The sequence below is a fragment of the Qipengyuania sp. genome (genome assembly GCF_048550555.1).
GTDB lineage: Bacteria > Pseudomonadota > Alphaproteobacteria > Sphingomonadales > Sphingomonadaceae > Qipengyuania.
The window spans coordinates 37,415-62,206 of record NZ_JBLYYF010000034.1; the positions used below are offsets into that span (position 1 = coordinate 37,415).

The 24,792-nt window shown below is 67.5% G+C and carries 23 protein-coding genes; 9 read left to right on the top strand and 14 right to left on the bottom strand.

Going from position 1 to position 24,792, the window contains the following annotated elements:
- Positions 1 to 14 precede the first annotated feature (14 nt).
- The 7 genes from ACN4E0_RS08295 to ACN4E0_RS08325 form a co-directional block, all read right to left on the bottom strand.
- A complete protein-coding gene (locus ACN4E0_RS08295) occupies positions 15 to 1,214 on the bottom strand; it encodes an XrtA/PEP-CTERM system-associated ATPase (RefSeq protein WP_419567067.1) in 1,200 nt (399 codons plus the stop codon).
- 13 nt (positions 1,215 to 1,227) lie between these two features.
- Positions 1,228 to 2,898: a preprotein translocase subunit YajC gene (locus tag ACN4E0_RS08300; protein ID WP_419567069.1), complete on the bottom strand. Its 1,671-nt coding sequence runs from the start codon at positions 2,896 to 2,898 to the stop codon at positions 1,228 to 1,230.
- A gap of 4 nt (positions 2,899 to 2,902) precedes the next feature.
- Positions 2,903 to 3,961, bottom strand: coding sequence for a capsular biosynthesis protein (locus ACN4E0_RS08305; protein WP_419567070.1), 1,059 nt, complete (start codon positions 3,959 to 3,961; stop codon positions 2,903 to 2,905).
- Positions 3,962 to 3,976: 15 nt separating this feature from the next.
- The gene (locus tag ACN4E0_RS08310; RefSeq protein WP_419567072.1) at positions 3,977 to 5,494 is read right to left on the bottom strand and encodes an XrtA system polysaccharide chain length determinant; all 1,518 of its coding nucleotides are present in this window, start codon (positions 5,492 to 5,494) and stop codon (positions 3,977 to 3,979) included.
- Between the two features lie 15 nt (positions 5,495 to 5,509).
- Positions 5,510 to 6,154 (bottom strand): XrtA/PEP-CTERM system exopolysaccharide export protein, encoded by a 645-nt coding sequence (locus ACN4E0_RS08315; protein WP_419567073.1) that lies wholly within the window; start codon positions 6,152 to 6,154, stop codon positions 5,510 to 5,512.
- Positions 6,155 to 6,315: 161 nt separating this feature from the next.
- Positions 6,316 to 7,542, bottom strand: coding sequence for a pyridoxal-dependent decarboxylase, exosortase A system-associated (locus ACN4E0_RS08320; RefSeq protein ID WP_419567074.1), 1,227 nt, complete (start codon positions 7,540 to 7,542; stop codon positions 6,316 to 6,318).
- On the bottom strand, positions 7,539 to 9,053 hold the full coding sequence (locus ACN4E0_RS08325; RefSeq protein WP_419567075.1) for an acyl-CoA ligase (AMP-forming), exosortase A system-associated: 1,515 nt from the start codon (positions 9,051 to 9,053) through the stop codon (positions 7,539 to 7,541). The genes ACN4E0_RS08320 and ACN4E0_RS08325 overlap by 4 nt, the downstream gene beginning before the upstream one ends.
- A 26-nt stretch (positions 9,054 to 9,079) precedes the next feature.
- On the opposite strand from ACN4E0_RS08325, the gene ACN4E0_RS08330 reads away from it, so the two are divergent.
- Genes ACN4E0_RS08330 through ACN4E0_RS08345 form a run of 4 tightly spaced genes read left to right on the top strand, consistent with a single transcriptional unit; the run spans position 9,080 to position 11,844 of the window.
- A complete protein-coding gene (locus ACN4E0_RS08330) occupies positions 9,080 to 10,045 on the top strand; it encodes a GNAT family N-acetyltransferase (RefSeq protein ID WP_419567076.1) in 966 nt (321 codons plus the stop codon).
- A gap of 34 nt (positions 10,046 to 10,079) precedes the next feature.
- Complete coding sequence (locus ACN4E0_RS08335) at positions 10,080 to 10,382, top strand: acyl carrier protein (protein WP_370034023.1); 303 nt, start codon at positions 10,080 to 10,082, stop codon at positions 10,380 to 10,382.
- A gap of 8 nt (positions 10,383 to 10,390) precedes the next feature.
- Positions 10,391 to 11,071, top strand: a complete 681-nt coding sequence (locus ACN4E0_RS08340; RefSeq protein WP_419567077.1) for a hypothetical protein — start codon at positions 10,391 to 10,393, stop codon at positions 11,069 to 11,071.
- Positions 11,068 to 11,844: a hydrolase 1, exosortase A system-associated gene (locus ACN4E0_RS08345; protein WP_419567078.1), complete on the top strand. Its 777-nt coding sequence runs from the start codon at positions 11,068 to 11,070 to the stop codon at positions 11,842 to 11,844. Before ACN4E0_RS08340 ends, ACN4E0_RS08345 begins: the two co-directional genes overlap by 4 nt.
- On the opposite strand, the gene ACN4E0_RS08350 is transcribed toward ACN4E0_RS08345, so the two are convergent.
- The 7 genes from ACN4E0_RS08350 to ACN4E0_RS08380 all read right to left on the bottom strand — a co-directional run bounded on the left by ACN4E0_RS08350 (position 11,841) and on the right by ACN4E0_RS08380 (position 20,026).
- Positions 11,841 to 13,037 (bottom strand): class I SAM-dependent RNA methyltransferase, encoded by a 1,197-nt coding sequence (locus ACN4E0_RS08350; protein ID WP_419567080.1) that lies wholly within the window; start codon positions 13,035 to 13,037, stop codon positions 11,841 to 11,843. The genes ACN4E0_RS08345 and ACN4E0_RS08350 overlap by 4 nt on opposite strands.
- Positions 13,034 to 14,419, bottom strand: a complete 1,386-nt coding sequence (locus ACN4E0_RS08355) for an NAD(P)H-hydrate dehydratase (protein WP_419567081.1) — start codon at positions 14,417 to 14,419, stop codon at positions 13,034 to 13,036. Before ACN4E0_RS08355 ends, ACN4E0_RS08350 begins: the two co-directional genes overlap by 4 nt.
- A complete protein-coding gene (locus tag ACN4E0_RS08360) occupies positions 14,412 to 14,762 on the bottom strand; it encodes a hypothetical protein (protein WP_419567082.1) in 351 nt (116 codons plus the stop codon). The genes ACN4E0_RS08355 and ACN4E0_RS08360 overlap by 8 nt, the downstream gene beginning before the upstream one ends.
- A 38-nt stretch (positions 14,763 to 14,800) precedes the next feature.
- Positions 14,801 to 16,645: a dihydroxy-acid dehydratase gene (gene ilvD, locus ACN4E0_RS08365; RefSeq protein ID WP_419567084.1), complete on the bottom strand. Its 1,845-nt coding sequence runs from the start codon at positions 16,643 to 16,645 to the stop codon at positions 14,801 to 14,803.
- Between the two features lie 89 nt (positions 16,646 to 16,734).
- Entirely contained in the window at positions 16,735 to 17,460 is a 726-nt protein-coding gene (locus tag ACN4E0_RS08370) for an N-formylglutamate amidohydrolase (protein WP_419567189.1), read from the bottom strand.
- Entirely contained in the window at positions 17,460 to 18,269 is an 810-nt protein-coding gene (locus tag ACN4E0_RS08375) for a 4-(cytidine 5'-diphospho)-2-C-methyl-D-erythritol kinase (protein WP_419567085.1), read from the bottom strand. The genes ACN4E0_RS08370 and ACN4E0_RS08375 overlap by 1 nt, the downstream gene beginning before the upstream one ends.
- Before the next feature lie 107 nt (positions 18,270 to 18,376).
- Positions 18,377 to 20,026, bottom strand: a complete 1,650-nt coding sequence (locus ACN4E0_RS08380) for an electron transfer flavoprotein-ubiquinone oxidoreductase (protein WP_419567087.1) — start codon at positions 20,024 to 20,026, stop codon at positions 18,377 to 18,379.
- Positions 20,027 to 20,105: 79 nt separating this feature from the next.
- Here ACN4E0_RS08380 and ACN4E0_RS08385 point away from each other — a divergent pair, with 79 nt between their 5' ends.
- From ACN4E0_RS08385 to ACN4E0_RS08405, 5 genes are all read left to right on the top strand, one after another.
- Positions 20,106 to 20,891 carry a hypothetical protein gene (locus ACN4E0_RS08385; RefSeq protein ID WP_419567089.1) on the top strand — a complete coding sequence of 262 codons (786 nt, stop codon included), beginning with the start codon at positions 20,106 to 20,108 and terminating at the stop codon, positions 20,889 to 20,891.
- Positions 20,888 to 22,606, top strand: a complete 1,719-nt coding sequence (locus ACN4E0_RS08390; protein ID WP_419567091.1) for a transglycosylase SLT domain-containing protein — start codon at positions 20,888 to 20,890, stop codon at positions 22,604 to 22,606. The genes ACN4E0_RS08385 and ACN4E0_RS08390 overlap by 4 nt, the downstream gene beginning before the upstream one ends.
- A 12-nt stretch (positions 22,607 to 22,618) precedes the next feature.
- Positions 22,619 to 23,146, top strand: a complete 528-nt coding sequence (gene moaB / locus ACN4E0_RS08395; protein WP_419567092.1) for a molybdenum cofactor biosynthesis protein B — start codon at positions 22,619 to 22,621, stop codon at positions 23,144 to 23,146.
- A 150-nt stretch (positions 23,147 to 23,296) separates the two neighbouring features.
- Positions 23,297 to 24,394, top strand: coding sequence for a PA0069 family radical SAM protein (locus ACN4E0_RS08400; RefSeq protein ID WP_419567093.1), 1,098 nt, complete (start codon positions 23,297 to 23,299; stop codon positions 24,392 to 24,394).
- Between the two features lie 199 nt (positions 24,395 to 24,593).
- Complete coding sequence (locus tag ACN4E0_RS08405) at positions 24,594 to 24,785, top strand: DUF559 domain-containing protein (RefSeq protein WP_419567095.1); 192 nt, start codon at positions 24,594 to 24,596, stop codon at positions 24,783 to 24,785.
- Positions 24,786 to 24,792 lie beyond the last annotated feature (7 nt).

Genomic DNA, 24,792 nt, shown 5'->3' on the forward strand with positions numbered 1-24,792 from the left:
CCCCCTCCCGAAAGCTATGCGGCCGCGCGCGACCCTTGCGCTTCGAAATAGTCGATCATCATGGTCAGCACATGGCGCAGCGAGCGTTCCTGCTCGTCGAGCCGCGCCTCGATCGCCGCCAGGCGCTGATCGACTTCCTCGGACATATCGCCCGAGGCGCGATTCTCACCCATTCTTTCGACTTCGCGGCGCAACGAGGCGAGATGCTTGTCGCGCTCGGCGAAGGCGGCCTCGATCGCTTCGATCTGATGATCGAGCAGACCCTTCTCGCGCGTCGGGTCGGGCTCCGCGGCGGGAGCTGCCGCTGACGGCCGGTCCTCGTCGCGCGCGCGTGCAATCGCGTCGGCTGCGGGAAGATCGCGATCCGGGCGCCGCTTCGCCGCAACCGGCACCTCGGGTGCCGCGTCGCCGGCCATCTCCTCGACCACCGCATCGAGCATGTCGGGTTCGAGAACGGCCTGTTCCTCGACCGCACCCAGCAGCAGCAGGCGGGTCATGACCTGGTTGACCTTGCGCGGGATGCCCCCGGTGGCCTTGTGCAGCTTGACCCAGATGCCGCTGGCCATCTCCGGAGTGCCGTTCCAGCCGACGTGGTGCAGGCGATGCATCACGTAGGGTTCGATTTCGCCCGGCTGCATCGGTTCCAGGTGGTGCGCGGCGATGACGCGCTGGCGCAGCTGCTCAAGCTCGTCCGAATGCGCCAGCAGCTGCTTGAACTCAGGCTGGCCGAGCAACAGCGTCTGCAGCAGCGGATGCGAGCCGAGCTGGAAGTTCGACAGCATGCGCAGCTCTTCGAGCGCCCCGATCGAGAGGTTCTGCGCCTCGTCGACGATCAGCAGGCAGCGCCGCCCGTGGCGGGCTTCCTCGTGCAGGAAGAGCTCGATCGAGGCGAGCGCGGCGGCCTTGTCGCCGCCCTCGACGTCGAGACCGAAGCTGCGCGCGGCGACGTGGATCATTTCCTCGCCGTCGAGCGCGCTGGTGACGACCTCGCCCACGGTCATGCGCTTGTCGTCGAGCTTCTGCTTGAGATGCGCGACCAACGTCGACTTGCCCGAGCCGACCTCGCCGGTGATGACGATGAAGCCCTCGCCCTGGTTGAGGCCATAGCCAAGATAGCTCAGCGCCTTCTTGTGCGTGACGCTCTCGAAATAGAACGCCGGATCGGGAGTGAGCTGGAAAGGCCGCTCGCTGAAACCGTAGAATTCTTCGTACATCAGGTGCGTCCTATCAGAAATCGTAGCGCAGGCCGAGGAGGGCCGATGCGGTCGTGAAGTTATCCGGTGCGAGATCGCTGTCGAGCATCGAAATCGCCACCGCAGCGCGGGCCGAAAGGTTGCGGAACACCTCTTCGCTGTAGCTCGCCGAACCGCCGATCGCGCTGACATCGCCGGCGCCGGCCGTGCCGCTGTCGAACCAGCTGGCATAGGTGTTGACCGAGAAGGAACCGCGCGGGCCGACCGGACCGCCGAGCCCTGCCGCCACATAGTAGCTTTCGTCGACCACGCCGTCGGCGAGTGCGAGCACCGTGCCCGGCGCGCCGATGAACTTGCGCCGGTCGTATCCGGCGCCGACCTGCGCGGTCATGCGGCCGATCTGGCGCGAATAGCTGGCGACCACGCCGCGCCCGCGGAAGACCGAGGAGCGCACCGAGCCGAACAGGCCGTCTAGGCATCCACTGCCGTCGAGCGTGTTGACGCATCCGGTCAGCTCGCCCGTGACGGGGTCGCGGGTGACGGTGAAATCGGTCGGCAGCGCGGCGAGCGCATTGTTCAGGCGGCCGCCGAAGCCCTGGATCCCGTCATAGACGCCGATCGAGAGGTTGCTGCGGCTGCTCGGCCTCCAGCTGAAATTGCCGTAGAAGGTCTCGCTGTCGTAGCGATGTCCGAAATGCGCCTCGAGCTGGGTACGGCTGCTGGGCGACCAGACCACGCCGACGTCCCAGATCAGTCCGCTCGCCTCGTAGGCGATGATGCGCGGGCTCGCCGGATCGGTGACATAGCGACCGTCGGTGCCGATCACCGGGTTGCCCGCCGCGTCGCGCACCGCATCGCGGCTCGAAACCTCGACGTCCTCGACACCCGCGCCGGCGACGACGGCCAGCGTCGGCGAAAGCGGCACGGTCACGTCGCCGCGGACGTAGGCATCGCGCACGCGCTGGTCGAGGTTGGAGACATCCTCTTGGTAATAGCCCGCGCCGACGCCGATCCCGACGGGCAGCGGTTCGCCCGGGCGCGTTCCCGCGCGCAGGTTCGCGCTATGCGTGATGCTCTCGTCGAACAGGTCCGCCGTGGTCCCCGTGGTGGTCACGAAATCGGGTCCGTCGACGCGCGTGTAACCGATGCGATAGTTCGCGCTGACGTCGACGTCGCCCGCACGCGTCTGCAGGGTCGGTCCGGCGTAGGCCGAATAGGTCTGGGTGGTGAGATTGTCGTCGACGATCGGGTTGATCACCGAGCGGCCCTGCGCATCGACACGCGTGCTGCTGGCGAGCGCACCGGCTTCCACAGTCAGGACGCGCGGGATGATCGAGGCGTAGCCGCGCGCGACCCCGGTGATGGTGTCCGAATCGGCGCCTTCCGACTGATGCGCGAAATTGCGTTCGTAGCGCAGCGAGACGCTGCCGCCGTTGTTGCGACCGACGATCGAGGCATCCACCCCGGCGGCGAGCTGGGTGTAGGTGACGACATCGCTGCCCGGCGAAATCTGCCAACTGGCGAGCGAGTTGGCCTCGATATAGGGATCGATGCTGGTCCGCCCGCCGCCATAGGCGACGCGTTCGGACTCGCTGTCGCCGGAATCGGCGCCCTCGTAGGACTGCGCGTGCAGCGGCACCCCGTGGAGCAGCGCCGCGCCCAGCGTGGTGGCGGCAAACAACGCGAATTTCGTGCAATGGGCCATGGGTTTACTCCCCATATCCGTAATAGGTGCCGAACTTGCGGCCGCTCGGACTGAAGGTCGCATCATTGAGCAGCAGCTTGATGTCTGGACAGGCCGACAGGAGATCGATCGCGTCCTCGAGCGCGGCGCGACCGGTCATGTCTGCGCGCGCGACGAGCAGCGCCTGGCCGACATGCTTGGCGAGCTCGGCGGCCGGGGTCGCGGCGAGCGCGGGCGGGCTGTCGAACACGATCACCCGGTTGGGCGCGCCGCGGGTCAGGCGGTTGAGGACCGACCAGGTCCGTTCGCTGGCGAGATATTCGCTGTCGCGTCCGGTGCGCTGGCCCGCAGGCAGCACGAACAGGCCGGGAATGTCGGTCCCGACGACGTAGTCCTCGACATGCGCCGAGGGGTCGGCGAGCACGTCCATGAAGCCCTTGCCCGCATCGAGGCCGAGCTTGGCCATGATCGAGGGCTTGCCGAAATCGGCATCGATCAGCAGCACTTCCATGTCGCGCTCGCCAGCCAGCGCGATCGCCAGGTTGAGCGCACAGAAGGTCTTGCCCTCGTTGGGATGCGGCGAGCAGACGAGCACCCGGCGCGCATGCTGGGTGCCGGCGGCCTTGGCGGACGCGAGGACCTGGCGCTTCACGATGCGGAATTCCTCAAGCAGCATCGAGGCGCCGCCATCGGGATCGATCAGGCCCTGCTCGCGCAGCAGCGAGCGGACGATTTCGCGCTTGGCTCCGCTGAAGGAAACGGCGGGACCATCGGGCTCGGCGGGCGCAGCAGGCGTCGCTGCCGTGGGTGCGGCGTCGGGCGCGGTCGCCTCGCCGATCCAGTCCGAGGCCCGGCGACGGGGCGGCTCGGCGGAGGTCGGGGCCGACGCAGGCGTTTCCGTCGTGCGCCTGGGGGCGAATTTCTTGGCCTTGTCGCTATCCAGCTTGTCCGGCACCGCGGCGGGCGCGAGCTTGTCGAAGCCGAAGGTGCCGCTGGCGCGTTCGAGCAGCGAGCCGCGCTTGGGCTTGGCGCTCTCGTCCTTCGCACCATCCTTGGGCGGCTCGATGTTGGTGGGCTTGTTCACTGACACGTATCCCCCTCAGGCCACCGAGCCGACCTGGATCATTTCGACCACCAGCAGCAGGAAGCACACGGCTCCCAAACCGCCGGCACCGGCAAGAAACTGCTTGAGGCGCAGCTTTTCGCGCACCCTCGCAGCGTCGGTCATCGAGCGCGAGATCGTCCCGATGACCGGAAGGTCGAGCGTCCGCTCGAGCTTCTCGGCGGTGGTGAAGCTCGACTTGATCTGACCCATCAAGAAGGCCACGCCGCTGCCCACGGCGATACCCACGACCAGCACGCCGAGCAGAAGCAGGGGCCGGTTGGGTGCCGCGGGATTGCGCGGGGCGGTCGGAGGATCGATCACCTCGAACTGGAAGGCGCTGCGCTCGGTTTCCACCTGCCCGCGCAGGCGCATTTCCTCGCGGTTCTTGAGCAGTTCGTCATACTTGCCCTTGAGCACCTCGTAGTCGCGGCTGATGCGGTTGGCTTCGGCCGCCACTGCAGGCTCGTCGGCCTGCGTCGCGATCATCGCCGAGATGTCCGACTGGAGCGCGGCCTTGCGCGCCTCGAGTGCCTGGACATTGGCTTGGCGTTCGGCGCGGATCGACACCAGCGAAGTATAGGCCGGATTGGGCGATCCGCTCGAGCCGGCCGGCTCGCCGGCCGCCTGGTCGCGCAGCGCGTCGATCTGGCGCTTCTGCGCCTGAATGTCGGGATGGCTGTCGGTCAGGCCCTTCGCGCGCATCGCGGCAAGCTGTGCCTGCGCCTGCAGCAGCGCGCCCCGCGCGCCGCCGCTTTCGGAGGTCAGTATGCTGCGCGGCGTGCTCGAAATCTGCCCGTTGATCGCCGCCAGCGCGCTCTGCGCCGCAGCGATATCGGCATCGATCCCGCGCATTTCGGTCCGCATGGTCTGGAGGCGGCTCGACACCGTGCCGGTGCCCCCGATAAGGTCGGGATGTTCGGCCTCGAAGGCCAGGCGCCGCTGTTCGGCCGCCTCGAGCTCACGCTTGCGATCGTCGAGCTGCTGGTCGAGGAAGGCGAGGGTTCCTGCGACTTCGCCGCGATTGCCGGCGATGTTGGACTCGCGGAAGATGTCGATCAGACTCTGCACCACATCCTTGGCAAGCGCGGCGTTTTCCGCGTCGCTGAGGCTGGATTTGCCGACCGTTGCGGTGATCTCGAAGAGGTTGTCCTCCTCGCTTTTGACCACGATGTTCTTGGTCAGATCCTGCACCGCGCCCTGCATTTCGGCATCGGTGGCGATCTTTTCGCCGAGCTTGGTGCTGCGGATCACGCGCTCGAGATTGACCGCGCTGACCAGCGTCTGGCGGACCTTGGTGATCGCCTGCTTGCCGTCGCCCGAAATATCGAGCTGCTCGGACAGCACGTCCTCGAGCTCGACATAGATCCGCGCGCGGCTTTCATAGCTGTTGGGGATGAAGGCGACCGCGAGCCAGCCGAGGATGCAGACAACCCAGGCCACGGCGAGCGCGACCCAGCGGCGGTTCCACACCGTATGCAGCGCGCTGCGAAGTTCGTCGAGAACGTCCTGCATGCCCCCCGGCCCCTTCTAGAACGTGCTTTCGGGGATGATGATCACATCGCCCGGCTGGAGGAGGACATTGGCCTTGCTGTCGCCGTGTTTGAGCAGGTCGCTCAGGCGCAGCGCATATTCGCGCTGGCGGCCGAGCTGCTTGTCGAAACGGATCAGCTTGGCGCGGTTGCCGGCGGCGAATTCGGACAGGCCGCCGACCGCGATCATCGCGTCGAGCACGGTCATGTTCGCGCGATAAGGCAGCGAGGCCGGCTTTTCGGTCGCACCGACGATGCGGACCTGCTGGCTGAAGGTGCCGGCGAATTCGTTGACGATCACCGAAACCAGCGGATCCTCGATATACTGGCTCAGCTGGAGGCGGATGTCCTCCTCGAGCATCGAGGGAGTCTTGCCCACAGCAGGCATGTCCTTGACCAGCGGGATGGTGATGCGTCCGTCGGGGCGCACCTGGATCTTCTCCGCGCCCAGTTCGGGATTGCGCCACACATGGATGGTCAGCTCGTCGAGCGGGCCGATGACATATTCCTCGCCGGGCCCTTCCTGCATGGCCACGAAGGTCGCCGGCGGCAGCTCGGTCTCCGGCCCGGCGGCGCAGCCGCCCAGCACGAGCGTGGATGCGGCGCATCCGGCAAGCAGGCTGGCAGTTCGGGTGAAACGCATATGTGTATCCCTGGTCTCGTCCGCGGTCGATCCGGACGCATGCTGCGCCCGATAATCGCCTGATTGAACCGACTATTGCCCGAAAAAGGTGAACAGTCGGTTAGCCATGGGACAGCGACCACGCCGAAATCCCGCGTTTTGCGCGCCTTATCACAGAGGTTTCAGACAAGCATTTCGGCTGCAGGACCCTGTCCCAGAAAGGCACTGGGTGACGCGTTCGCGCCATAGGCCCCCGCACAGAAGACCGCGACCAGATCGCCCACCGCCGCACGCGGGAGCAGCGCCTTGTCGGCGAGGCGATCGAGCGGTGTGCACAGGCAGCCGACGACATTGACTTCTTCCTCCCCCTCGGCGTCAAAACGGCTGGCTATGGCGACGGGGTAGTTGCGCCGCACCACGGTGCCGAAATTGCCCGAGGCGGCGAGCTGGTGGTGCAGCCCGCCGTCGGTGACGAGATAGGTTTCGCCGTAGCTGACCTTCCGGTCGATGATGCTGGTGAGATAAACCCCTGCTTCTCCAACGAGATAGCGGCCAAGCTCGATAAAGAGTTCGGCATCCGCGAGCGTGTCGGGCAGGTCGGAGAAACGATCCTCCAGCGCGGCGCCTACCGCCGCGATATCGAGCGGGGCATCGCCGGGGAAATAAGGGATGCCGAAGCCCCCGCCCATGTTGAGCTTGGGCAGGGTCACTTGCGCTTCGCTCGCCAGGCGATCGGCGCAGTCGAGCACCTTGGCCTGCATGTCGATGACCGCTTCGGCCGAGAGCGCCTGGCTGCCGGTGAAGATATGCAGGCCGCGGAATTCGGCTCCCGCCTCGACGATGCGCCGGATCAGCGCCGGGACCCGCTCGGCGTCGACGCCGAAAGGCTTGGCACCGCCGCCCATTTTCATGCCCGAACCCTTGAGTTCGAAATCCGGATTGACCCGGACCGCCAGGCGCGGCCGCGCCCCGAGACGCTCGGCAATGGCGAATGCGCGCTCGGCTTCAGTCTCGCTTTCGAGGTTGAGGGTGACGCCGGCGGCGATCGCCGCCTCGATTTCCTCCTCGCGCTTGCCCGGTCCTGCGAAGCTCACGCGCGCCAGATCGAAACCGCTCTCCCGGACCATTTCCAACTCACCGCCCGAGGCGATATCGAGCCCATCAACTAGGTTGGAAACGAACTTCAAAAGTGGGGCAAAGCTGTTGGCTTTAATCGCGTAATTGATCTTCAATCGATCTGGCATAGCCGCTCGCAGCGCGGCAAGGCGCCGCGCGATCAGATCCTGCGAATAGACGAACAGCGGGGTCCGCCCTGCCTGCTCGACCCAATGGCTCGCAGGCCTGCCGCCGATCGCCAGCTCGCCATCGATGGCTGCGTAGCCCTGCGGAATGGGACCGAGCGGCTTCACGCGCCGATCTCCGCTGCGATCGCCGTCCGGTCGAGCTTGCCATTGGGATTGAGCGGCAGGCTTTCGCGCCAGTGGATGACATGCGGTTGCATGAAATTGGGCAGCTCCTTCTGCAAGGCCCTGGGCAGCGCCGCCTCGGCATCGGCAGCACCGGCTGCGGGACGCACCACGAGATGGATCTCGTGCCCGAGGCGTTCGTCCTTGACCCCCAGCGCGACGGCCTCGGCAACCAGCCCGGTAGCAAGCGCCGCAGTCTCGATTTCCTGCGGGCTGATGCGGTTGCCCGCGCTCTTGATCATCGCATCGCGGCGGCCGACGAAATAGAGCAGGCCGTCATCGTCCCGCCTGACCCGGTCGCCCGACCAGACCGCCGTGCCCCCGTGTTCGGACATGGCCGGCGCAGGCTTGAACCGCTCGGCGGTGCGCTCGGCATCCTGCCAGTATCCTTGCGCCACCAGCGGCCCGCAATGGACCAGCTCGCCCTCCTGCCCTGCCGCAGCGGGCGTGCCATCGTCGGCGATGACGAGGATTTCGGCGAAGGGAATGGCCTTGCCCATCGAGGTCGGGTGCGTATCGACAAGCGCCGGGTCGAGAAAGGTCGAGCGGAAGGCTTCGGTCAGGCCATACATGGGAAAAAGCTTCGTTTCCGGAAACTTGGTACGCAGATCTCGCACCAGATCGACGGTCAGTGCTCCGCCCGAATTGGTCAGCCGCCGCATGCTCGCGACCGCTTGGTCCGGCCATTCCAGCCCGGTCAGCTGAACCCACAGCGGCGGCACTGCCGCAAGCGTGGTCACACCATGGCTGGCGCAGGCCTTGGCCACGTCGCGCGGGAAGAGAAAGTCGAGCGGGACGACGCTGCCTCCGGCATACCAGGTCGAAAGCAGCTGGTTCTGACCATAGTCGAAGCTCAGCGGCAGCACGGCTAGCGTGACGTCGTCTTCCTCGAGGCCGAGGTAGTGCGCCACGCTGACCGCGCCGAGCCACATGTTCGCATGACTCAGCATGACGCCCTTGGGCTTGCCGGTCGAACCGCTGGTGTAGAGGATCGCCGCCAGGGCGCCGGGATCATGGTCCGAGGGGCCGAGCGCCCTGCCCCAGGCCTCCGCTTGTGCCAGCACTTCGCCTTCGTCGAGGATCTGGCAGTCCGCCGGCGCATCGCCCTCTTCGAGCGACGCGAGCCGCGCCTTCGTGCCCATCAGCAGCACCGCGCCGCTGTCGGACAGGATATGCGCCACCTGCGTACGCTTGAGCAGGGGGTTGATCGGCACATGGACCAGCCCGGCCCGCGCCGCCGCGAGCGGCAGCAGGCAGGTTAGCTCGCCCTTGGCCGCCCAGCTCGCCACACGGGCACCCTTCCCGGTTTTCGTCTCCAGCCACCCGGCGAGCAGGGCGACACGTTTCCTCAACTCCTCGAAGCTAACCGTGCGATCGCGCAGCACCAGCGCAGGCGCCTGTGCACGTCCGCGCTCGGCCAGTTGATCGAGCGGATAGGGCGTGGGATCAGGCATTAACGCTCCTGAGCGAGGAATTCCGGGTGGACATCGCGGTCAGCTATCACGACAGCCTTACCAAACTGCAAGCGCTGGATTGGCCCGCGGCCGGGCCTTTCGACAGGCTCGACTGGTTCGCGCTGCTGGACAAGCCGCTGATCGCGATGGCCGAAGGGGGCGGCGACCGCGTGGCGCTGGCCTTGCGCCGTACCGATGACGGGTTCGCCAGCCTGACCAACTGGTTCAGCTTCACCTGGCAGCCTTTGGGCCGGGACCCCCGCCTGCTCACTGCCCTCGCCGGCGATCTGCGCAAACGCACCCACCGCATCACGCTGTCACCGCTTCCCGGCGAGGACGGCAGCGCCACCCGGATCGAAGACGCCTTCCGCGCCGCCGGCTGGGTCGTCTTCGGCGAGCCCTGCGACGAGAACCACGTGCTCCCCGTGTCGGGACGCAGCTTCGCCGACTATTGGTCGACGCGGCCCGGCAAGATGCGCACCACGCTCAAGCGCAAGGCGAAGAAGGTCGAAGTCGAAATACTCACTCGCTTCGACGAGGCTGCGTGGCAGGGCTATCAGGCGATCTACGCCGAGAGCTGGAAACCCGAGGAGGAGCGCGCCGACATCCTCGAGGCCTTCGCCCGCGCCGAAGGCGATGCGGGGCGCATCCGCCTGGGCATCGCCCGCGCCGAAGGCGTGCCCGTGGCCGCGCAATTCTGGACCGTCGAAAACCGCACCGCCTACATCCACAAGCTGGCACACACGGAAGCGGCCAAGCCGCTCTCGGCCGGGACGACGCTCAGCGCCGCGCTGTTCGAGCATGTCATCGATACCGACCGGGTCGAGCTGGTCGATTTCGGCACCGGCAGCGATGCCTACAAGCGAGACTGGATGGAAGTAAACCGTCCACGCTATCGCCTCACCTGTCTCGACTGGCGGCAACCGACCGCATGGCCGGCACTCGCCAGGGCGCTCCTGCGCCACCTTGCACCGCACAAACGGCCCAGCTAAGGGCATCGCCTTCGAAGCAGGGGAAGCCTCAGGAATGACCGCCGAAACCGCAAATGCCGCGCCGACCGGGCCAAGCCGCAGCGATATCGACCAGACGCTGCGCGCGATCCTGTGCGACGTGCTCGGCCTCGACCGGGAGCAGGTCGAGGGCTTCGACGGCGATACCGGCCTGTTCGGCCATCTCCCCGAACTCGATTCCATGGCGGTCGCCGGCCTGCTCACCGAGATGGAGGACCGGCTCGACATCGTGATCGAGGATGAGGACGTCGATGGCGAGATGCTCGAGACCTATGGCGGCCTGCTCGCCTTCGCCGAAGCCAAGGTCGTCGAGGGATAAACCCTGCGATGTACGCATCCTGGCCTTGCCCGCAGCCCGATGGCTCGCCGGGCGAGGAAATGGTGCTGGGCTTCGATCATGCACGGTCGAAGCGTCTGCTGGTGATCGCGCCCCTGTTCGACGAAGCCAACAAGTTTCGCCATCAAACCTTTGAAATCATGCGTCGCCTTGATGCACAGGGGATAGACTGTTTCGTCCCTGACCTGCCCGGCTGCAACGAGAGCCTAGCGCCGCACGGCGAACAGAGCATCACCCGTTGGCGGGCGACCGTCGCGGCCGCCGCGACGCATTTCCGCACCGGGCGCGTCCTCGCCATCCGATCGGGGGCATGGCTGGCACCCGAGGGATCTGCCGGATGGGCCTATGCCCCGGCCAAGCCGGGCCAGGTGCTGCGGGGCATGCTCCGCGCGCGCACGCTGGCCGCGCGCGAGGCCGGTCGGAGCGAGAGCGCGGAGGCGCTGCTGGTCGAGGGGCGCGAGCGAGGCCTCGAACTCGCCGGATGGCCGCTGGGTGCGGAACTGGTGCGCGAACTCGAGGAGAACGCCTTCGTGCTTCCCGAGGCACTGACGGCGATCGAACAGGCCGAGGTCGGGGGCAAGCCGCTGTGGCTGCGTGCCGAGAACGACGTCGATCCTGCGCAGGCCGACGCGCTGGCAGCACTAGTCGCAGCGGGAATGGCCGACGCATGAGCCGCCTGCCGCTCACTTTCGAATGCCAGGGCGCCCGCTGCGGCGCGACGCTCGACACGGCGCCGGGCAAGACCGGGTTGCTCCTTGTGAGCGGCGGCAACGAGATCCGCGCGGGTGCCTTCAACGGGCAGGCGCGACTGGCGGCGGAGATTGCGGCGGCGGGCTTCCCCGTGTTCCGCTTCGACCGTCGCGGGATCGGCGACAGCGAGGGCGAGAACCGCGGCTTCCGCCGCTCGACCAAAGACATCGCCGCTGCGCTGCTAGCCTTCCGGGCCATGGCGCCGCAGGTCGAGCGCATCGTCGGTTTCGGCAATTGCGACGCAGCAAGCGCGCTGATGCTGGCGGGAGGCGCGGGATGCGACGCGCTGGTCCTTAGCAATCCCTGGACCATCGAAGACAGCGAGGACGCGACGCCTCCGCCCGCGGCAATCCGTGCGCGCTATCTCGAAAAACTCAAGAATCCCAAGGAAGTTATCCGCCTTGTCTCAGGCGGCGTCGATCTCAAGAAGCTGACCCGCGGGCTCTTGCGTGCCTCGCAGCCGCGCAGCGCCCCCTCTTCGCTTGCCGAAGAAATGCGACAGGGCCTCGCCGAATTCCCCGGCCTGGCGCGGATCCTTCTCGCCGAGGGCGACCGGACCGCGCAGGTCTTCGCCGACAGGTGGGACGCGGGCGACACGCGGATCGCGCGTTGCCCGGGCGCCGATCACGCCTATTCGAGCCCCGAGGCGCGCGACTGGCTGCACGCCCGGCTGATCGAGGCGCTCGCCCCCTAGCGGGTGAAATAGCTGGTCAGTTCGACATGCGTCGACCAGCGGAACTGGCCTACAGGCCGCAGTTTCTCGAGCCGGAAGCCCGAGTCGACCAGCAGCTTCGCATCGCGCGCCCAGCTCGCCGGATTGCAGCTGACATAGGCGACGCGCTCCGCCCCGCTCCTGGCGATCTGGGCCACCTGCTCGCGGGCGCCGGCGCGCGGCGGATCGAGCAGCAGCGCGCCGAAACGGGCCGCTTCCTCGGCCTGGAGCGGGTTGCGGAACAGATCCCGGTGCATCGCCAGCACCGGCACGCCGCGTGCGTTGGCGACCGCCTTGCAGGCGAGATGCGCATCGCGTGCCGCCTCCACCGCCAGCACCTTGCGCGGACCCGCCAGCGCGAAGGCGAAGGTACCGAGGCCCGAGAAGAGGTCCGCCACGGTCGCCGCCCCCGCGAGATAGGCGCAGGCATCGGCAACCAGGGCCTGTTCGCCGTCGCGCGTCGGCTGGAGGAAGCTGCCGTGCGGGAAAGGCACGGGGATCTGGCCCAGCGTGATCGTCAGCGGTTGCGGTTCCCACACCGTCTCGGGACCGTAGCCATGGTCGAGCGAGAGCCGCGCGAGATCGTGGTCGCGCGCGAAATCGAGCAGTGCTTCGGTCGCCGCGAGCCCCTCCGCCGCGATGCCCTTGAGCATGCAGTCGACGCCCTGATCGGCCAGCGTCAGCTCGATATCGACCGCCTGGCGTCCGCCATGGGCCGCGACGAGCGCCCGCAGCGGCGCGACCAGCGCGAACAGCTCGGGCGCGAGGATGGGGCAGGCGCGCATCTCGACGATGCGATGGCTGCCCCCTTCGCGAAAACCCACCACGGCGCCCTTGCCCGCCTTCAACGCGTGCAGGGTGGCGCGGCGGCGCGAGTGAGGAGGCGAGAGATGCGTCGGCAGCAGCTCGCCGATCGCCAGGCCCTGACCCTCGGCGGCATGCGCCACGCGATCGGTCACGAAGCCGCGCAGCGCCTCCTCGTCGGCATGCTGCAGCTGGCATCCGCCGCAGGTGGGGAAATGCGGGCACGGCGGCGTGGCATGGTGCGGCCCCGGGCTCAGCGCACCATCGGCGTCGACCGTGTCGCCCGGCACGCCGCCCGTGACGTGCCGCCCCGACGGGGTGACGCCATCGCCGCGCGCGGCGATGCGGATGACGGTTTCGGTTTCGCTCACAAGAGTGCCGCCATGGCCGGTTCGACCGCATGCGCAAGCCCGCCCGCGGTAAAAGCGGGGGATGCCAGCCGTGCGGCCTCGTGGTGGAGCCACACGCCTTCCTCGCAGGCGCGGTGCGGATCGCCGTGGACCGCCAGCCGCGATGCGACGATCCCGGCGAGCACGTCGCCGGTTCCTGCCACCGAAAGCCAGCTAGATCCGCGCGGGAAGAATGACGTCATGACGTCACTTGCCAGCACGGTGTCGGGGCCCTTGGCGAGAACGGTCAGGCCGGTGACGTCATGAAGTCGCCGCGCACGCTCGGCCTTGCTTCCGTCGCCGACGCCGAAGACTTCACACAGTTTCTGAAGTTCGCCCTCATGCGGGGTCACGCACAGCTTGCCGGCGTCGCCCTGCGCGAGAAGCTCCCGGTCGAGCAGGTGCAGCGCATCGGCGTCGAGCACGCCCGGCTTGCCGCACGCGAGTATGTGAGCGAGGCGTGTTCGGGCGGACTCGTCGCGACCGAGGCCCGGCCCCGCCAGCACCGCCGCGATCCGCTCGTCGTCGAGTTTGGTCGCCACATCGCCGCACTCGATGACCAGATCGGCCGGGGCGCCCATATGCTCATGGTCGCTCAGCAGCTTCACATAGCCCGCCCCGGCACGCATTGCCGCCTCCGCGGCGAGCAACGGCGCGCCGGGCATGGCGCCGGCGACCACCGCCAGCAGTCCGCGCCGGTATTTGTGCGCATCGGGCGCGGGTGGCGCCAGTTGCGGCCGCCGGGATAGCTCTTCCGTGGCGCCCGAGAGATCGAGCCCGATAGGTACCAGCCGCCGCTGCCCCATCGCCGCCATCGCGGGCATCAGCCCATGCGCCCGCTTCCACGCGCCCAGCGCGAGGGTGAGATCGTAATCGGGCAGCGGGCCGAGCGCCCTTCCAGTATCGCTCTCCACCGCACTGGGGACATCAATTGCTATTTTACAGCAATGGTTTGTCGCTAATTGTTCGAGCAATTTACCAAAATCACCCTCGACCCTGCGTGCCAGTCCGTATCCGAAAAGGCAATCGACCACGACCGGCTGGCGCAGTGCGGTCGCGGCGAAGACCGCGCCGGAGTATTGTTTTCGCGCCCGTCGTGCGGTCTCGCTCCGGGGTTCGACCGGCGCAACGACCTGCACATCATAGCCTCCCCCGATTAGCGCCTCGGCGATGACATAGCCGTCGCCGCCATTGTTGCCCGGGCCGCAGAGCACCGCGACCGGACGCCCGGCGGCGACGCGCATGATCCATTGCGCCGCCCCTTCGCCCGCGCGCTGCATCAGCTCCCATTCGCTGACCCCGGCGTCCATCGCCGCGCGCTCGGCCGCGCGCATCTGCTCGACCGTAAGGACGGCGTCAATCATCGCGCGGCTCCTCCCAGCGGTAGCGATCCGGGCCGATCGCCAGCACCACATCGTCGCCCTCGCGCCAGCTGCGCGCCTCTTGCGCACCGTCGAATTCGACATAGCCCGAAGGCGTGTCGGCCGGCGCCAGCTTGCGGAAGCCGCCATCGGGATGACGCATGACGAAATAGGCGCCTTCGCCCTCGCCCACCTCGACCAGGCGGCAGTGCCCGGTGAATTCCTCGGCCCCGTCGAGCGCGCAGGCGACCGCCTGCCCTGTGTCGCGCTCGGGCGCAGGCCCGCAGGCCCCGAGCGCGAGCAGCAGGGCTATGGTTGAAATCGAGTGGATGCGCGCCTTTGCCATCGCCCCGCGCTGCCACGCGCCACGCGCGGGGGCAAGCCTCAGCGCTTGATCTGCGAGACGTCGCGGATCGCGCCGCGCGCGGCCGAGGTGGTCATGGCGGCATAGGCCTCGAGCGCGGGCGAGACGCGGCGCTCCCGCGGCTTCGCGGGAGCCCAGCCCTGTGCTTCCATCGCGGCGCGGCGCTCGGCGAGCACCTCGTCGGCTACCGCCAATGTGATCGTGCGGTCGGGAATGGAAATCTCGATGAGATCGCCGTCCTCGACCAGGCCGATCGCACCGCCCTCGGCCGCCTCGGGCGAGACGTGGCCGATCGAAAGGCCCGAGGTGCCGCCCGAGAAGCGCCCGTCGGTGAGCAGCGCGCAGGCCGCCCCCAGCCCCTTCGACTTGAGGTAGCTCGTCGGATAGAGCATTTCCTGCATGCCCGGGCCGCCGCGCGGGCCTTCGTAGCGGATCACCACCACGTCGCCCTCGACCACCTGCCCGGTGAGGATCGCGGTCACCGCATCGTCCTGGCTCTCGTAGACCTTGGCCTGTCCCGAGAAGGTCAGGATGCTCGCGTCCACGCCGGCGGTCTTCACGATGCAGCCGTCGCGCGCGATATTGCCGTAGAGCACAGCGAGACCGCCATCCTTGCTGAAGGCGTGGTCGGCGCTGCGGATCACGCCGTTCTCGCGGTCGAGGTCGAGAGCCTCCCAGCGGCGCGACTGGCTGAAGGCGGTCTGCGTCGGCACCCCGCCCGGCGCGGCGGCGAAGAATTCGCGCACCTTGTTGTTCGCGGTGCGGCCGATATCCCAGTCGTCCAGCGCATCGCCCATGGTCGGGCTGTGGACGGTGGGCAGCGCGGTGTGGAGCAGGCCAGCCTTCTCGAGCTCGCCGAGGATCGCCATGATCCCGCCCGCGCGGTGGACGTCTTCCATGTGAACGTCGCTCTTGGCCGGGGCGACCTTGCTGAGGCAGGGCACTTTCCGGCTGAGCCGGTCGATGTCCGCCATGGTGAAATCGACCCCCGCCTCATGCGCGGCGGCGAGCAGGTGGAGCACGGTATTGGTCGAGCCGCCCATGGCGATATCGAGGCTCATCGCATTCTCGAAAGCCTCGAAGCTGGCGATGCTGCGCGGCAGGACGCTTTCGTCGTCCTCCTCGTAATAGCGCTTGGCCAGAGTGACCACGAGCCGCCCGGCGCGCTCGAACAAGCCCTTGCGGTCGGCATGGGTGGCGAGCGTCGAGCCATTTCCGGGGAGCGAGAGCCCCAGCGCCTCGGTCAGGCAGTTCATCGAATTGGCGGTGAACATGCCGCTGCAGCTGCCGCAGGTGGGGCAGGCATTCTGCTCGATCGCGGTGACCTCCTCGTCTGTGTAGGCCTCGTCCGCCGCGGCGACCATGGCATCGACGAGGTCGAGCGCGACCTCCTTGCCCTTCACCACCACCTTGCCGGCTTCCATCGGACCGCCGCTGACGAAGACCGCGGGCACGTTGAGCCGCAATGCCGCCATCAACATGCCCGGAGTGATCTTGTCGCAATTGGAGATGCACACCATCGCGTCGGCGCAGTGGGCGTTGACCATGTATTCGACACTGTCGGCGATGAGGTCGCGGCTGGGCAGCGAATAGAGCATGCCGTCATGCCCCATGGCGATCCCGTCATCGACCGCGATCGTGTTGAATTCCTTGGCCACGCCGCCCGCCGCCTCGATCTCGCGCGCGACCAGCTGGCCGAGATCCTTGAGGTGGACGTGACCCGGAACGAACTGGGTGAAGCTGTTGACCACCGCGATGATCGGCTTGCCGAAATCGCCGTCCTTCATTCCCGTCGCGCGCCACAATCCGCGCGCGCCGGCCATGTTGCGGCCATGGGTGGTGGTGCGGGAACGATAGGCAGGCATGATGGATCTCTCTTGGCTTCCGGCGAAGCCTAGCAGAGACCGATGCTCACGCTAACGGAAGTTTGCTCGCGGCCGGGCCAAGCTCGGCTTTAGACCTCGAGCGCGACGCGCCCCATCACATCCGCCAGCATCATTGCCCATCGCGCCTGGCCGGCCTCGGTCTCGATCTGGTCCTGGCGGATCTCGACGGTGCAATAGGGGATGCCGTTGGCCTCCGCGTGGCGATCCATCGTCGCATTGAGCTGCTTGCCCGAATAGGGCTGGTTGTCGCCCACGGTGAGCCCCTGCTCGCCGAACAGGCGGATCGCGTGGCGCGCCGCGCGGTCGTCGTGGTTGTAGAGCAGCGCGACTTCCCACGGCCGGTCCTCATCGCTGGTGTCGAGGCTCGGAGTGAAACTGTGCAACGCGACCAGCATCTTGGGCTGCGCCCGCTCGATCAGGTCGGCCAGCGCGTTGTGATAGGGTCGGTGGAAACGCTCGAGCCGCGCCTCGACATCGGCGCCGATATTGCCCGCGATAAGCTTGCCGTCGCTTTCGGTCGGCACGACGGCGTCCTCGTCCTCCTTGCGGTGGAGGTCGCAAACGAGGCGGCTGACGCAAGCGATATGCGCGGGGATGGCGTGGCGGCGGGCGAGCCGGTCGGCGATGCCTTCCACACCGATGTCGACCGCGATATGGTCGTTGAGCAGCCGGGGATCGATGCCCAGCTCGATCTCGTCGGGCACATAGTTCGAGGCGTGATCGGCGATGCAGAGCAGCCCCCCCGGACGCAGGTCTTCGGTGCCGACCTGGCGGTAGGGGAGGTTGTCGATCATCATCGCAAGAAGCCTTTCATCTGCCACCATCCGGGGTGGCGTTCGCCAATCTGCTGGGCAGCGACGTCACGAGCGGACGTGCTGTCGTAGAGCGCGAAACACGTCGCCCCCGAGCCGGACATACGGGCGAGAAACGGTGAAGTTCCGTGCAACACGTCGAGCACGCCCCCGATCTGGGGGCACAGCGAGATCGCCGGACCTTCGAGGTCGTTGCGCCCCTCGAGCGCGATGGTGCGCGCATCGCCCTGCGGCAGCGCGCCGCGATCCTCGCCGTCCCAGTGTTTGAATACCGGACCGGTGGAGAGCGGGACGCGCGGATTGACCAGCAGCACACTCGTTCCGGCAAGGCTGTCGTCGGCCTCTTCGAGTTCGGTCCCGGTGCCGCGCCCGATGCAGGTCCGGCTCTCGACGCAGGCGGGGACATCGGCGCCGAGCGCGGTGGCGCGCGCGTGCCAGTCCTCGGGGAGGCCGAAGCGTTCCTTGACGATGCGGAAGACCGCACCCGCATCGGCGGAACCCCCGCCCAGCCCCGCCGCGACGGGCAGGTTCTTCTCGAGCGTAATCGCCAAGCCATCGGCACGCGGCAGCTTGCCGAGTGCTTTCGCGACGAGATTGTCGAAGGGATCGTTGAGCCCGCCCGCAAATTCACCAAGAACCTGCACGCTGTCCTGCGCGGCAGTGCTAGCCGTCAGCACATCGCCCGCATCGACGAAGGCGAACAGCGTCTCGAGCTCGTGATAGCCATCCTCGCGCCGCCTGCGGACATGCAGCGCGAGGTTGATCTTGGCGTAGGCTGTTTCAGTGGCCACCCATCGGCTCCCCCGTCATTGCGAGCGAAGCGAAGCAATCCAGGGCGGTTCCGTGGATTGCCGCGTCGCTTCGCTCCTCGCAATGACAGGGCAAGCGACGCCGGCGATCACATATTCGGATAATTCGGCCCGCCGCCGCCTTCGGGCGTGGTCCACTCGATGTTCTGGTTCGGGTCCTTGATGTCGCAGGTCTTGCAGTGGACGCAGTTCTGCGAATTGATCTGGAACTTCGGCTCGCCGCTGTCCTCGTCGACCAGCCATTCGTAGACCCCGGCGGGGCAATAGCGGTTCGACGGGCCGGCATATTCGCCCAGCTCGCTGACCTTCTGCAGCTCCATGTCCTTGACCTTGAGGTGGACCGGCTGGTCCTCGGCATGGTTGGTATAGCTGAAGCTGACATTGGTCAGCTTGTCGAAGCTCAATTTGCCGTCGGGCTTGGGATAGGCGATCGGCCGGTACAGGTCGGCACGCTGCAGCATCTCGTAATCGCGATGGTGCTTCATCGAAATCGGCAGGCCGATCTTGAGCGTGCGCATCCACATGTCGATGCCCGCGATGACGGTACCCAGGTCCTCGCCCCATTTGGCGACGGCGGGCTGCGCGTTCTGGACGAGCTTCAGTTCCTTGGCGATCCAGCTGTCGCGCACCGCCGCGTCGTAATCCATCAGCTCGGTGTGCTCGTGGCCCGCGGCAATCGCCGCGGCCAGGCTTTCGGCAGCGAGCATGCCGCTCTTCATCGCGGTGTGGCTGCCCTTGATCCGCGGCACGTTGACGAAGCCCGCGGCGCAGCCGATCAGCGCCCCGCCGGGGAAGGCGAGCCTGGGCACGCTCTGCCAGCCGCCCTCGTTGATCACACGCGCGCCATAGGCCACACGCTTGCCGCCCTCGAGGATCGCGGCGATCGCCGGGTGGTGCTTCCAGCGCTGGAATTCCTGGTAGGGCGAGACGTAGGGATTGGCGTAGTCGAGCGCGGTAACGAAGCCCAGTGCCACCTGGCCGTTGGCCTGGTGGTAGAGGAAGCCGCCGCCCCAGGTGCCGGTCTCGCTGAGCGGCCAGCCCTGCGTGTGGATCACGCGGCCGGGCTCGTGCTTGTCGGCATCGATGTCCCACAATTCCTTGATGCCGAGCCCGTAGACCTGCGGCTGGCAATCGGCCTCGAGGTCGTATTTCGCCTTCATCTGCTTGGTGAGGTTGCCGCGGGCGCCCTCGGCGAAGAGCGTGTATTTCGCGTGGATCTCCATGCCCGGCTGGTAATCCGGCTTCTGGTTGCCGTCCTCGGCGATGCCCATGTCCTGCGTCACCACGCCGGTCACCGCGCCCGCCTCGTCGAACAGCACTTCGGCGGCGGGGAAGCCGGGGAAGACCATCACGCCCAACCCCTCGGCCTGCTCGCCGAGCCAGCGTGCGAGATTGCCCAGCGAGCCGGTATAATTGCCGTGATTGCCCATGAAGGGCGGCAGCAGGAATTCGGGCATGTCCGACTTGCCGTCTTCGGACAACACCCAGTGGTGGTTCTCGGTCACCGGGGTTTCCGCCATCGGGCAGTCCATGTCGCGCCAGTCGGGGAACAGCTCGTTGAGCGCCTTGGGATCGACCACCGCCCCCGAGAGGATATGCGCGCCGATTTCGCTGCCCTTTTCGAGCACCACCACCTCGAGGTCCTCGTTGATCTGCTTCAACCGGATCGCCGCAGCGAGGCCGGCCACACCCCCGCCGATGATGACGACGTCGCAGGGCATCGATTCGCGTTCGCTCATGTCTCTCTCTTTTCGTCGCGTATCTGTTGCGGATGCCTTGATTGGTGGCGCTTTAGAGGTCAAGACCTGCGCCCAAGTAATGATGCACGCCGATCCCCCGAAAACGCGCGAGTTCACGGCGCTCGAAAGCCTCGAAGGCGCGCTCGACTGGTGGCGCGAGGCCGGCGTCGATGCCGATTTCCTCGACGAGGCGAGCGGCTGGCTGGTTCAGCCCGAGCCCGAGAATGCCGTAGCGGCTCCACCGCCGCCCGCACCGCCGCCGGTTGCGCGCAAGACCGCGTTCGAACGCGCGCTCGAACAGCCCGAGACGGCGGCACCGGCGATCGCCGCCGGGGGCCTGCCCGACAGCCTCGAAAACTTTCGCGAATACTGGATGACCGAGCCTGCGCTCGGCGAAGGTGCGCTCGATCGCCGCGTGCCGCCGCGCGGGGTCGCGGGGGCCCGGCTCATGCTGTTGCTGCCGCAGCCCTTCGAGGACGACACCGACGGCCTGCTGACCGGCGGCGCGGCTCCCTTCGTCGCCGCCATGCTGCGCGCGATGGGGGTGGCCGAGCACGAGACCTATGTCGCGAGCGCGCTGCCCGCCCCGATGGCGATGCCGGATTGGGCCCAGCTCGCCGCTAGCGGGATCGGCACCGTGGCGCGCCACCATATCGCGCTCGCGCAGCCGCAGCGCGTGCTGCTGTTCGGCCGCGCGCAAATGGCGCTGTTCGACGTGCCTGCCGAACGCGCCCGCGAACCGCTGGCGCTCGAATATGGCGACTCCTCCTTCGCGCTGCTCGCCGCACCCGACCTGCGCAATCTCGCGCGCTCCGCCGTGCGGCGGGAGAATTTCTGGAACCGCTGGCTGGACTGGACCCGATGAGCCCACGCCCCCTGACCGCCCTTGCCCTTGCCGCGACCACGCTGGCCGCGACGCCCGCGCTCGCGCAAAACAGCAGCGTCGACTATTTCACGCGCTCGCACTCGGTGGCGCTCCCGCAACTGCTGTCGACCGAGGACCGGGCCTATTACGGCTCGCTGTTCGAGGCGATCGACGCGAAGAACTGGGACCGTGTCGAGGTACTGCTGACGAGCCGCACGAACGGCCCGCTGCACGGCGCGGCGCTGGCCGCCTACTACCTCCATCCCGAAAGCCCGCGAATCGAGCTGCCGCGTATCGAGGCCTGGCTCGAACGCTACGCCCGCCTGCCCGAGGCCGAGGCGATCGTCCGCCTGGGGCAGACGCGCGGGCTCGAGGATTCGCCGAACCTGCCGCGCGAACGCGAACTGGTCCGCCAGCCCGGGATGACCAAGCGCATCCGTCCGCGCGCGATCGAGGACGGGACCATGCCCGAAAGCGTCAAGTCGGCGATCCTCGAACGGATCACCAATGACGATCCCGACGGTGCCCGGCTGCTGCTCGACGGCGTCGACGCGACGCTCAGCCGCGAGGCGCGCGCCGAATGGCGCTATCGCGTCGCCTGGAGCTATTACATCGAGAACCAGGACGCGCAGGCCTGGGCGCTCGCCGAAACGGTGCGCGATGGCGGCGGCGGCGCCTGGGTGGCCGAGGGCGACTGGGCGGCCGGCCTCGCCGCTTGGCGGCTGGGCGATTGCGACAAGGCTGGCGAGGCCTTCCGCCGCTCGGCCGCGAGCTCGACTAATCCCGAACTCACCTCCGCAGCGCATTACTGGGCGAGCCGCGCGCTGATCCGCTGCCGCGAGCCCGAACAGGCGGACGAACAATTGCGCGGCGCGGCGCGCTTTCCCGAGACGCTCTACGGCATGCTCGCACACGAGCAGATGGGACGCACCCTGCCCGCGACGCATACCCAGCCCGACCTGACCGAGGCCGACTGGCGGCGGCTGCGCGACAACGAAGCGGTGCGGCAGGCGGTCATGCTCGCCGAGGTGGGACGGCGCGAGGAGGCCGAAGGCGACCTCACCTGGCTCGTCCGGACCGGCGATGGCGACGACTACCCCGCGCTCGCGCGGCTCGCCCGCGCGCTCGGCCTGACCGGGGCGCAGACCTATATGGCCTACAATGCGCCGCGCGGGGAGGCCGCGCATCCCAGTCTGCGCTACCCCGTCACCTTCCGCGCGCCGGTGGGCGGCTGGCACGTCGACCCGGCGCTGGCCTTCGCGCATGCGCTGCAGGAGTCGAACTTCCGTGAACGCGTGGTGAGCCCCGCAGGCGCGATCGGGCTGATGCAGATCATGCCGATCACCCAGCGCGAATATGCCGCTTCAATCAACATGAGCGCCAATGCCGACCTCAGGGACCCGGCGGTGAACCTCGCCTTCGGCCAGCGCACGCTCGAATCGCTCGGCGGCTCCTCCTTCACCCAGGGCAAGCTGCCCAAGGTCATGGCCGCCTACAATGCCGGGCCGAGCCCCGTCTCCCGCTGGGAAAGCGAGGTCCGCGACCAGGACGATCCGCTGCTCTACATGGAGTCGATCCCCTACTGGGAAACGCGCGGCTATGTCGCCATCGTGATGCGCAATTACTGGATGTACCTGCGCCAGGCCGATGCCCCCGCCCCGAGCCGGGTCGAGCTGGCCGAAAACGACTGGCCGATGTTCCCCCGCGTGCGCTAACATGCCGATCTGATGGCCCTCGACGAAAACCTCCCCTTCAAGCCGGTCCGCATCGCGCTGCTGACCGTCTCGGACACGCGGACGCTCGCCGATGACAGTTCGGGCGACATCCTGGCCATGCGGATGGCCGCGGCGGGGCACGAGCTTGCGGCGCGCGAGATCAGCCGCGACGACCGCAACGAGATCGCCGCGCATCTGCACCGCTGGATCGATGACGAGAACGTGGATTGTGTGATCACCACCGGCGGCACCGGCCTCACCGGGCGTGACGTGACCCCCGAGGCACTGGACCGGATCAAGGACAAGGACATCCCCGGCTTTGGCGAGTATTTTCGCTACATCAGCATGGCGAGCATCGGCACCAGCACGATCCAGAGCCGCGCCTGCGCGGTGCTGGCGCGCGGGACCTACATCTTCGCCCTGCCCGGCTCGAACGGCGCGGTGAAGGATGGCTGGGACCAGATCCTCGTCCACCAGCTCGACAGTCGTCATCGACCATGCAATTTCGTCGAGCTGATGCCGCGTCTGCGCGAGCGGTAGGGTCGATTCCCGTCATTGCGAGCCGAAGGCGACGCAATCCATCTCCCCCCGTCACGCCTTGGAGCAACCTCCGTAAATGGATTGCCGCGTCGCTTCGCTCCTCGCAATGACCGGTGGAATACAGCGCATGTTCCGTGTATGTTCTCGTGCATGGAACGCCGACTCGCCCCCGCCATTGCCGGTCGAGGCGCGCAAGGCGCCGAGGTACCTACGCGCTTCGGACTCGCGACGCGCGAGACCGATGGCGACTGGCGCGACTATATGGAGCAATTGGCCAATCTCGAAGGTGAGCCCCCGGTAAAGCTGCGCACCACGGTGACCGAGGAACACCCGAGGACGATCCTCAGCTTCAACCAGTCGCCCGACGTGCCCTTCGATCGCTCCGTCAACGCCTATCGCGGCTGCGAGCACGGCTGCGTCTATTGCTTCGCGCGGCCGACGCATGCCTATCACGACCTCTCGCCCGGCCTCGACTTCGAAACGAAGCTGTTCGCCAAGCCCAATGCGGCGGAAGTGCTGCGCGCGACGCTGGCCAAGCCGAAATATCGCCCCAAGCCGATTTCGATGGGGACCAATACCGACCCCTACCAGCCGATCGAGGCGCGCTATCGCATCACGCGCAGCGTGCTCGAGGTCTGCCTCGACGCGCGCCACCCGGTGACGATCACCACCAAATCCGACCGCGTGCTGGCCGACCTCGACCTGCTGGCGGCGCTGGCCGAACGGCGGCTGGTGGCGGTGGCAATTTCGGTCACGAGCCTCGACCCCAAGCTCTCGGGAAAGCTCGAACCGCGCGCAGCTGCGCCGGCCAAGCGATTGCTCGCACTTGAGAAACTGGTCGAGGTGGGTGTTCCAGTGCATTGCTCGGTCTCGCCGATCATCCCGGCGATCACCGACGAGTTCATGGAAGAGATCGTCCAGCGCGTCGCCGCGATCGGGGTGGGCAGCGTCGGCTGGATCCCGCTGCGCCTGCCGCACGAGGTCGCCCCGCTGTTCCGCGAATGGCTCTCGGTCCATTTCCCCGAGCGCGGCGACAAGGTGATGAGCATCGTCCGCTCGATTCGGGGCGGCCGCGACAACGATCCCGACTTCTTCACCCGCATGAGACCGGAGGGCGTCTGGGCCGACCTCTTCCGCGCACGCTTCCGCCTCGCCTGCAAGCGCGCGGGGATCGGCAAGGAGAAATTCGAGCTCGACTGCACGCAGTTCCGCCCGCCCGCGGTGGGCGGGCAGATGCGCCTGCTATGACAGCCTCCCCTACAGGGGGAGGGGGACCGCCGAAGGCGGTCGAGGGGCAGGTGCCATGATCAGAAGCCCACGCGAAACGGTCAAACGCGCAAGGCAATTGCGCAGCGAGATGTCGGATCCCGAACGGCTCCTGTGGTAGCAGCTTCGCGCGCGGCCGGGCGGGTTCAAGTTCCGCCGTCAGCACCCTGCGGGCGTCTATGTGCTGGATTTCTACTGCGCGCAACTGCGTCTGGCGGTCGAGGTCGATGGCTGGGCGCACGACAGCGCCGAGACGATCGCGAAGGACCGGAACCGCTCGGCTTTCCTGCGGTCGCAAGGAATTGCCACGACGCAAATTCCGGCGAAGGCTGTGCTGGAAAACATCGAAGCGGTGGTCGTTCGTTTGGTCTAGATTTGCA

Excerpts from the sequence above, each read along its gene's own strand:
- ilvD (WP_419567084.1), bottom strand. The coding sequence starts at position 16,645 with ATGCCTGCCTATCGTTCCCGCACCACCACCCATGGCCGCAACATGGCC.
- ACN4E0_RS08325 (WP_419567075.1), bottom strand. The coding sequence starts at position 9,053 with ATGCCTGATCCCACGCCCTATCCGCTCGATCAACTGGCCGAGCGCGGA.
- ACN4E0_RS08360 (WP_419567082.1), bottom strand. The coding sequence starts at position 14,762 with ATGGCAAAGGCGCGCATCCACTCGATTTCAACCATAGCCCTGCTGCTC.
- ACN4E0_RS08370 (WP_419567189.1), bottom strand. The coding sequence starts at position 17,460 with ATGATCGACAACCTCCCCTACCGCCAGGTCGGCACCGAAGACCTGCGT.
- ACN4E0_RS08295 (WP_419567067.1), bottom strand. The coding sequence starts at position 1,214 with ATGTACGAAGAATTCTACGGTTTCAGCGAGCGGCCTTTCCAGCTCACT.
- ACN4E0_RS08385 (WP_419567089.1), top strand. The coding sequence starts at position 20,106 with ATGATGCACGCCGATCCCCCGAAAACGCGCGAGTTCACGGCGCTCGAA.
- ACN4E0_RS08300 (WP_419567069.1), bottom strand. The coding sequence starts at position 2,898 with ATGGCCCATTGCACGAAATTCGCGTTGTTTGCCGCCACCACGCTGGGC.
- moaB (WP_419567092.1), top strand. The coding sequence starts at position 22,619 with ATGGCCCTCGACGAAAACCTCCCCTTCAAGCCGGTCCGCATCGCGCTG.
- ACN4E0_RS08345 (WP_419567078.1), top strand. The coding sequence starts at position 11,068 with ATGAGCCGCCTGCCGCTCACTTTCGAATGCCAGGGCGCCCGCTGCGGC.
- ACN4E0_RS08380 (WP_419567087.1), bottom strand. The coding sequence starts at position 20,026 with ATGAGCGAACGCGAATCGATGCCCTGCGACGTCGTCATCATCGGCGGG.
- ACN4E0_RS08310 (WP_419567072.1), bottom strand. The coding sequence starts at position 5,494 with ATGCAGGACGTTCTCGACGAACTTCGCAGCGCGCTGCATACGGTGTGG.
- ACN4E0_RS08400 (WP_419567093.1), top strand. The coding sequence starts at position 23,297 with ATGGAACGCCGACTCGCCCCCGCCATTGCCGGTCGAGGCGCGCAAGGC.
- ACN4E0_RS08315 (WP_419567073.1), bottom strand. The coding sequence starts at position 6,154 with ATGCGTTTCACCCGAACTGCCAGCCTGCTTGCCGGATGCGCCGCATCC.
- ACN4E0_RS08355 (WP_419567081.1), bottom strand. The coding sequence starts at position 14,419 with ATGATTGACGCCGTCCTTACGGTCGAGCAGATGCGCGCGGCCGAGCGC.
- ACN4E0_RS08335 (WP_370034023.1), top strand. The coding sequence starts at position 10,080 with ATGACCGCCGAAACCGCAAATGCCGCGCCGACCGGGCCAAGCCGCAGC.
- ACN4E0_RS08340 (WP_419567077.1), top strand. The coding sequence starts at position 10,391 with ATGTACGCATCCTGGCCTTGCCCGCAGCCCGATGGCTCGCCGGGCGAG.
- ACN4E0_RS08390 (WP_419567091.1), top strand. The coding sequence starts at position 20,888 with ATGAGCCCACGCCCCCTGACCGCCCTTGCCCTTGCCGCGACCACGCTG.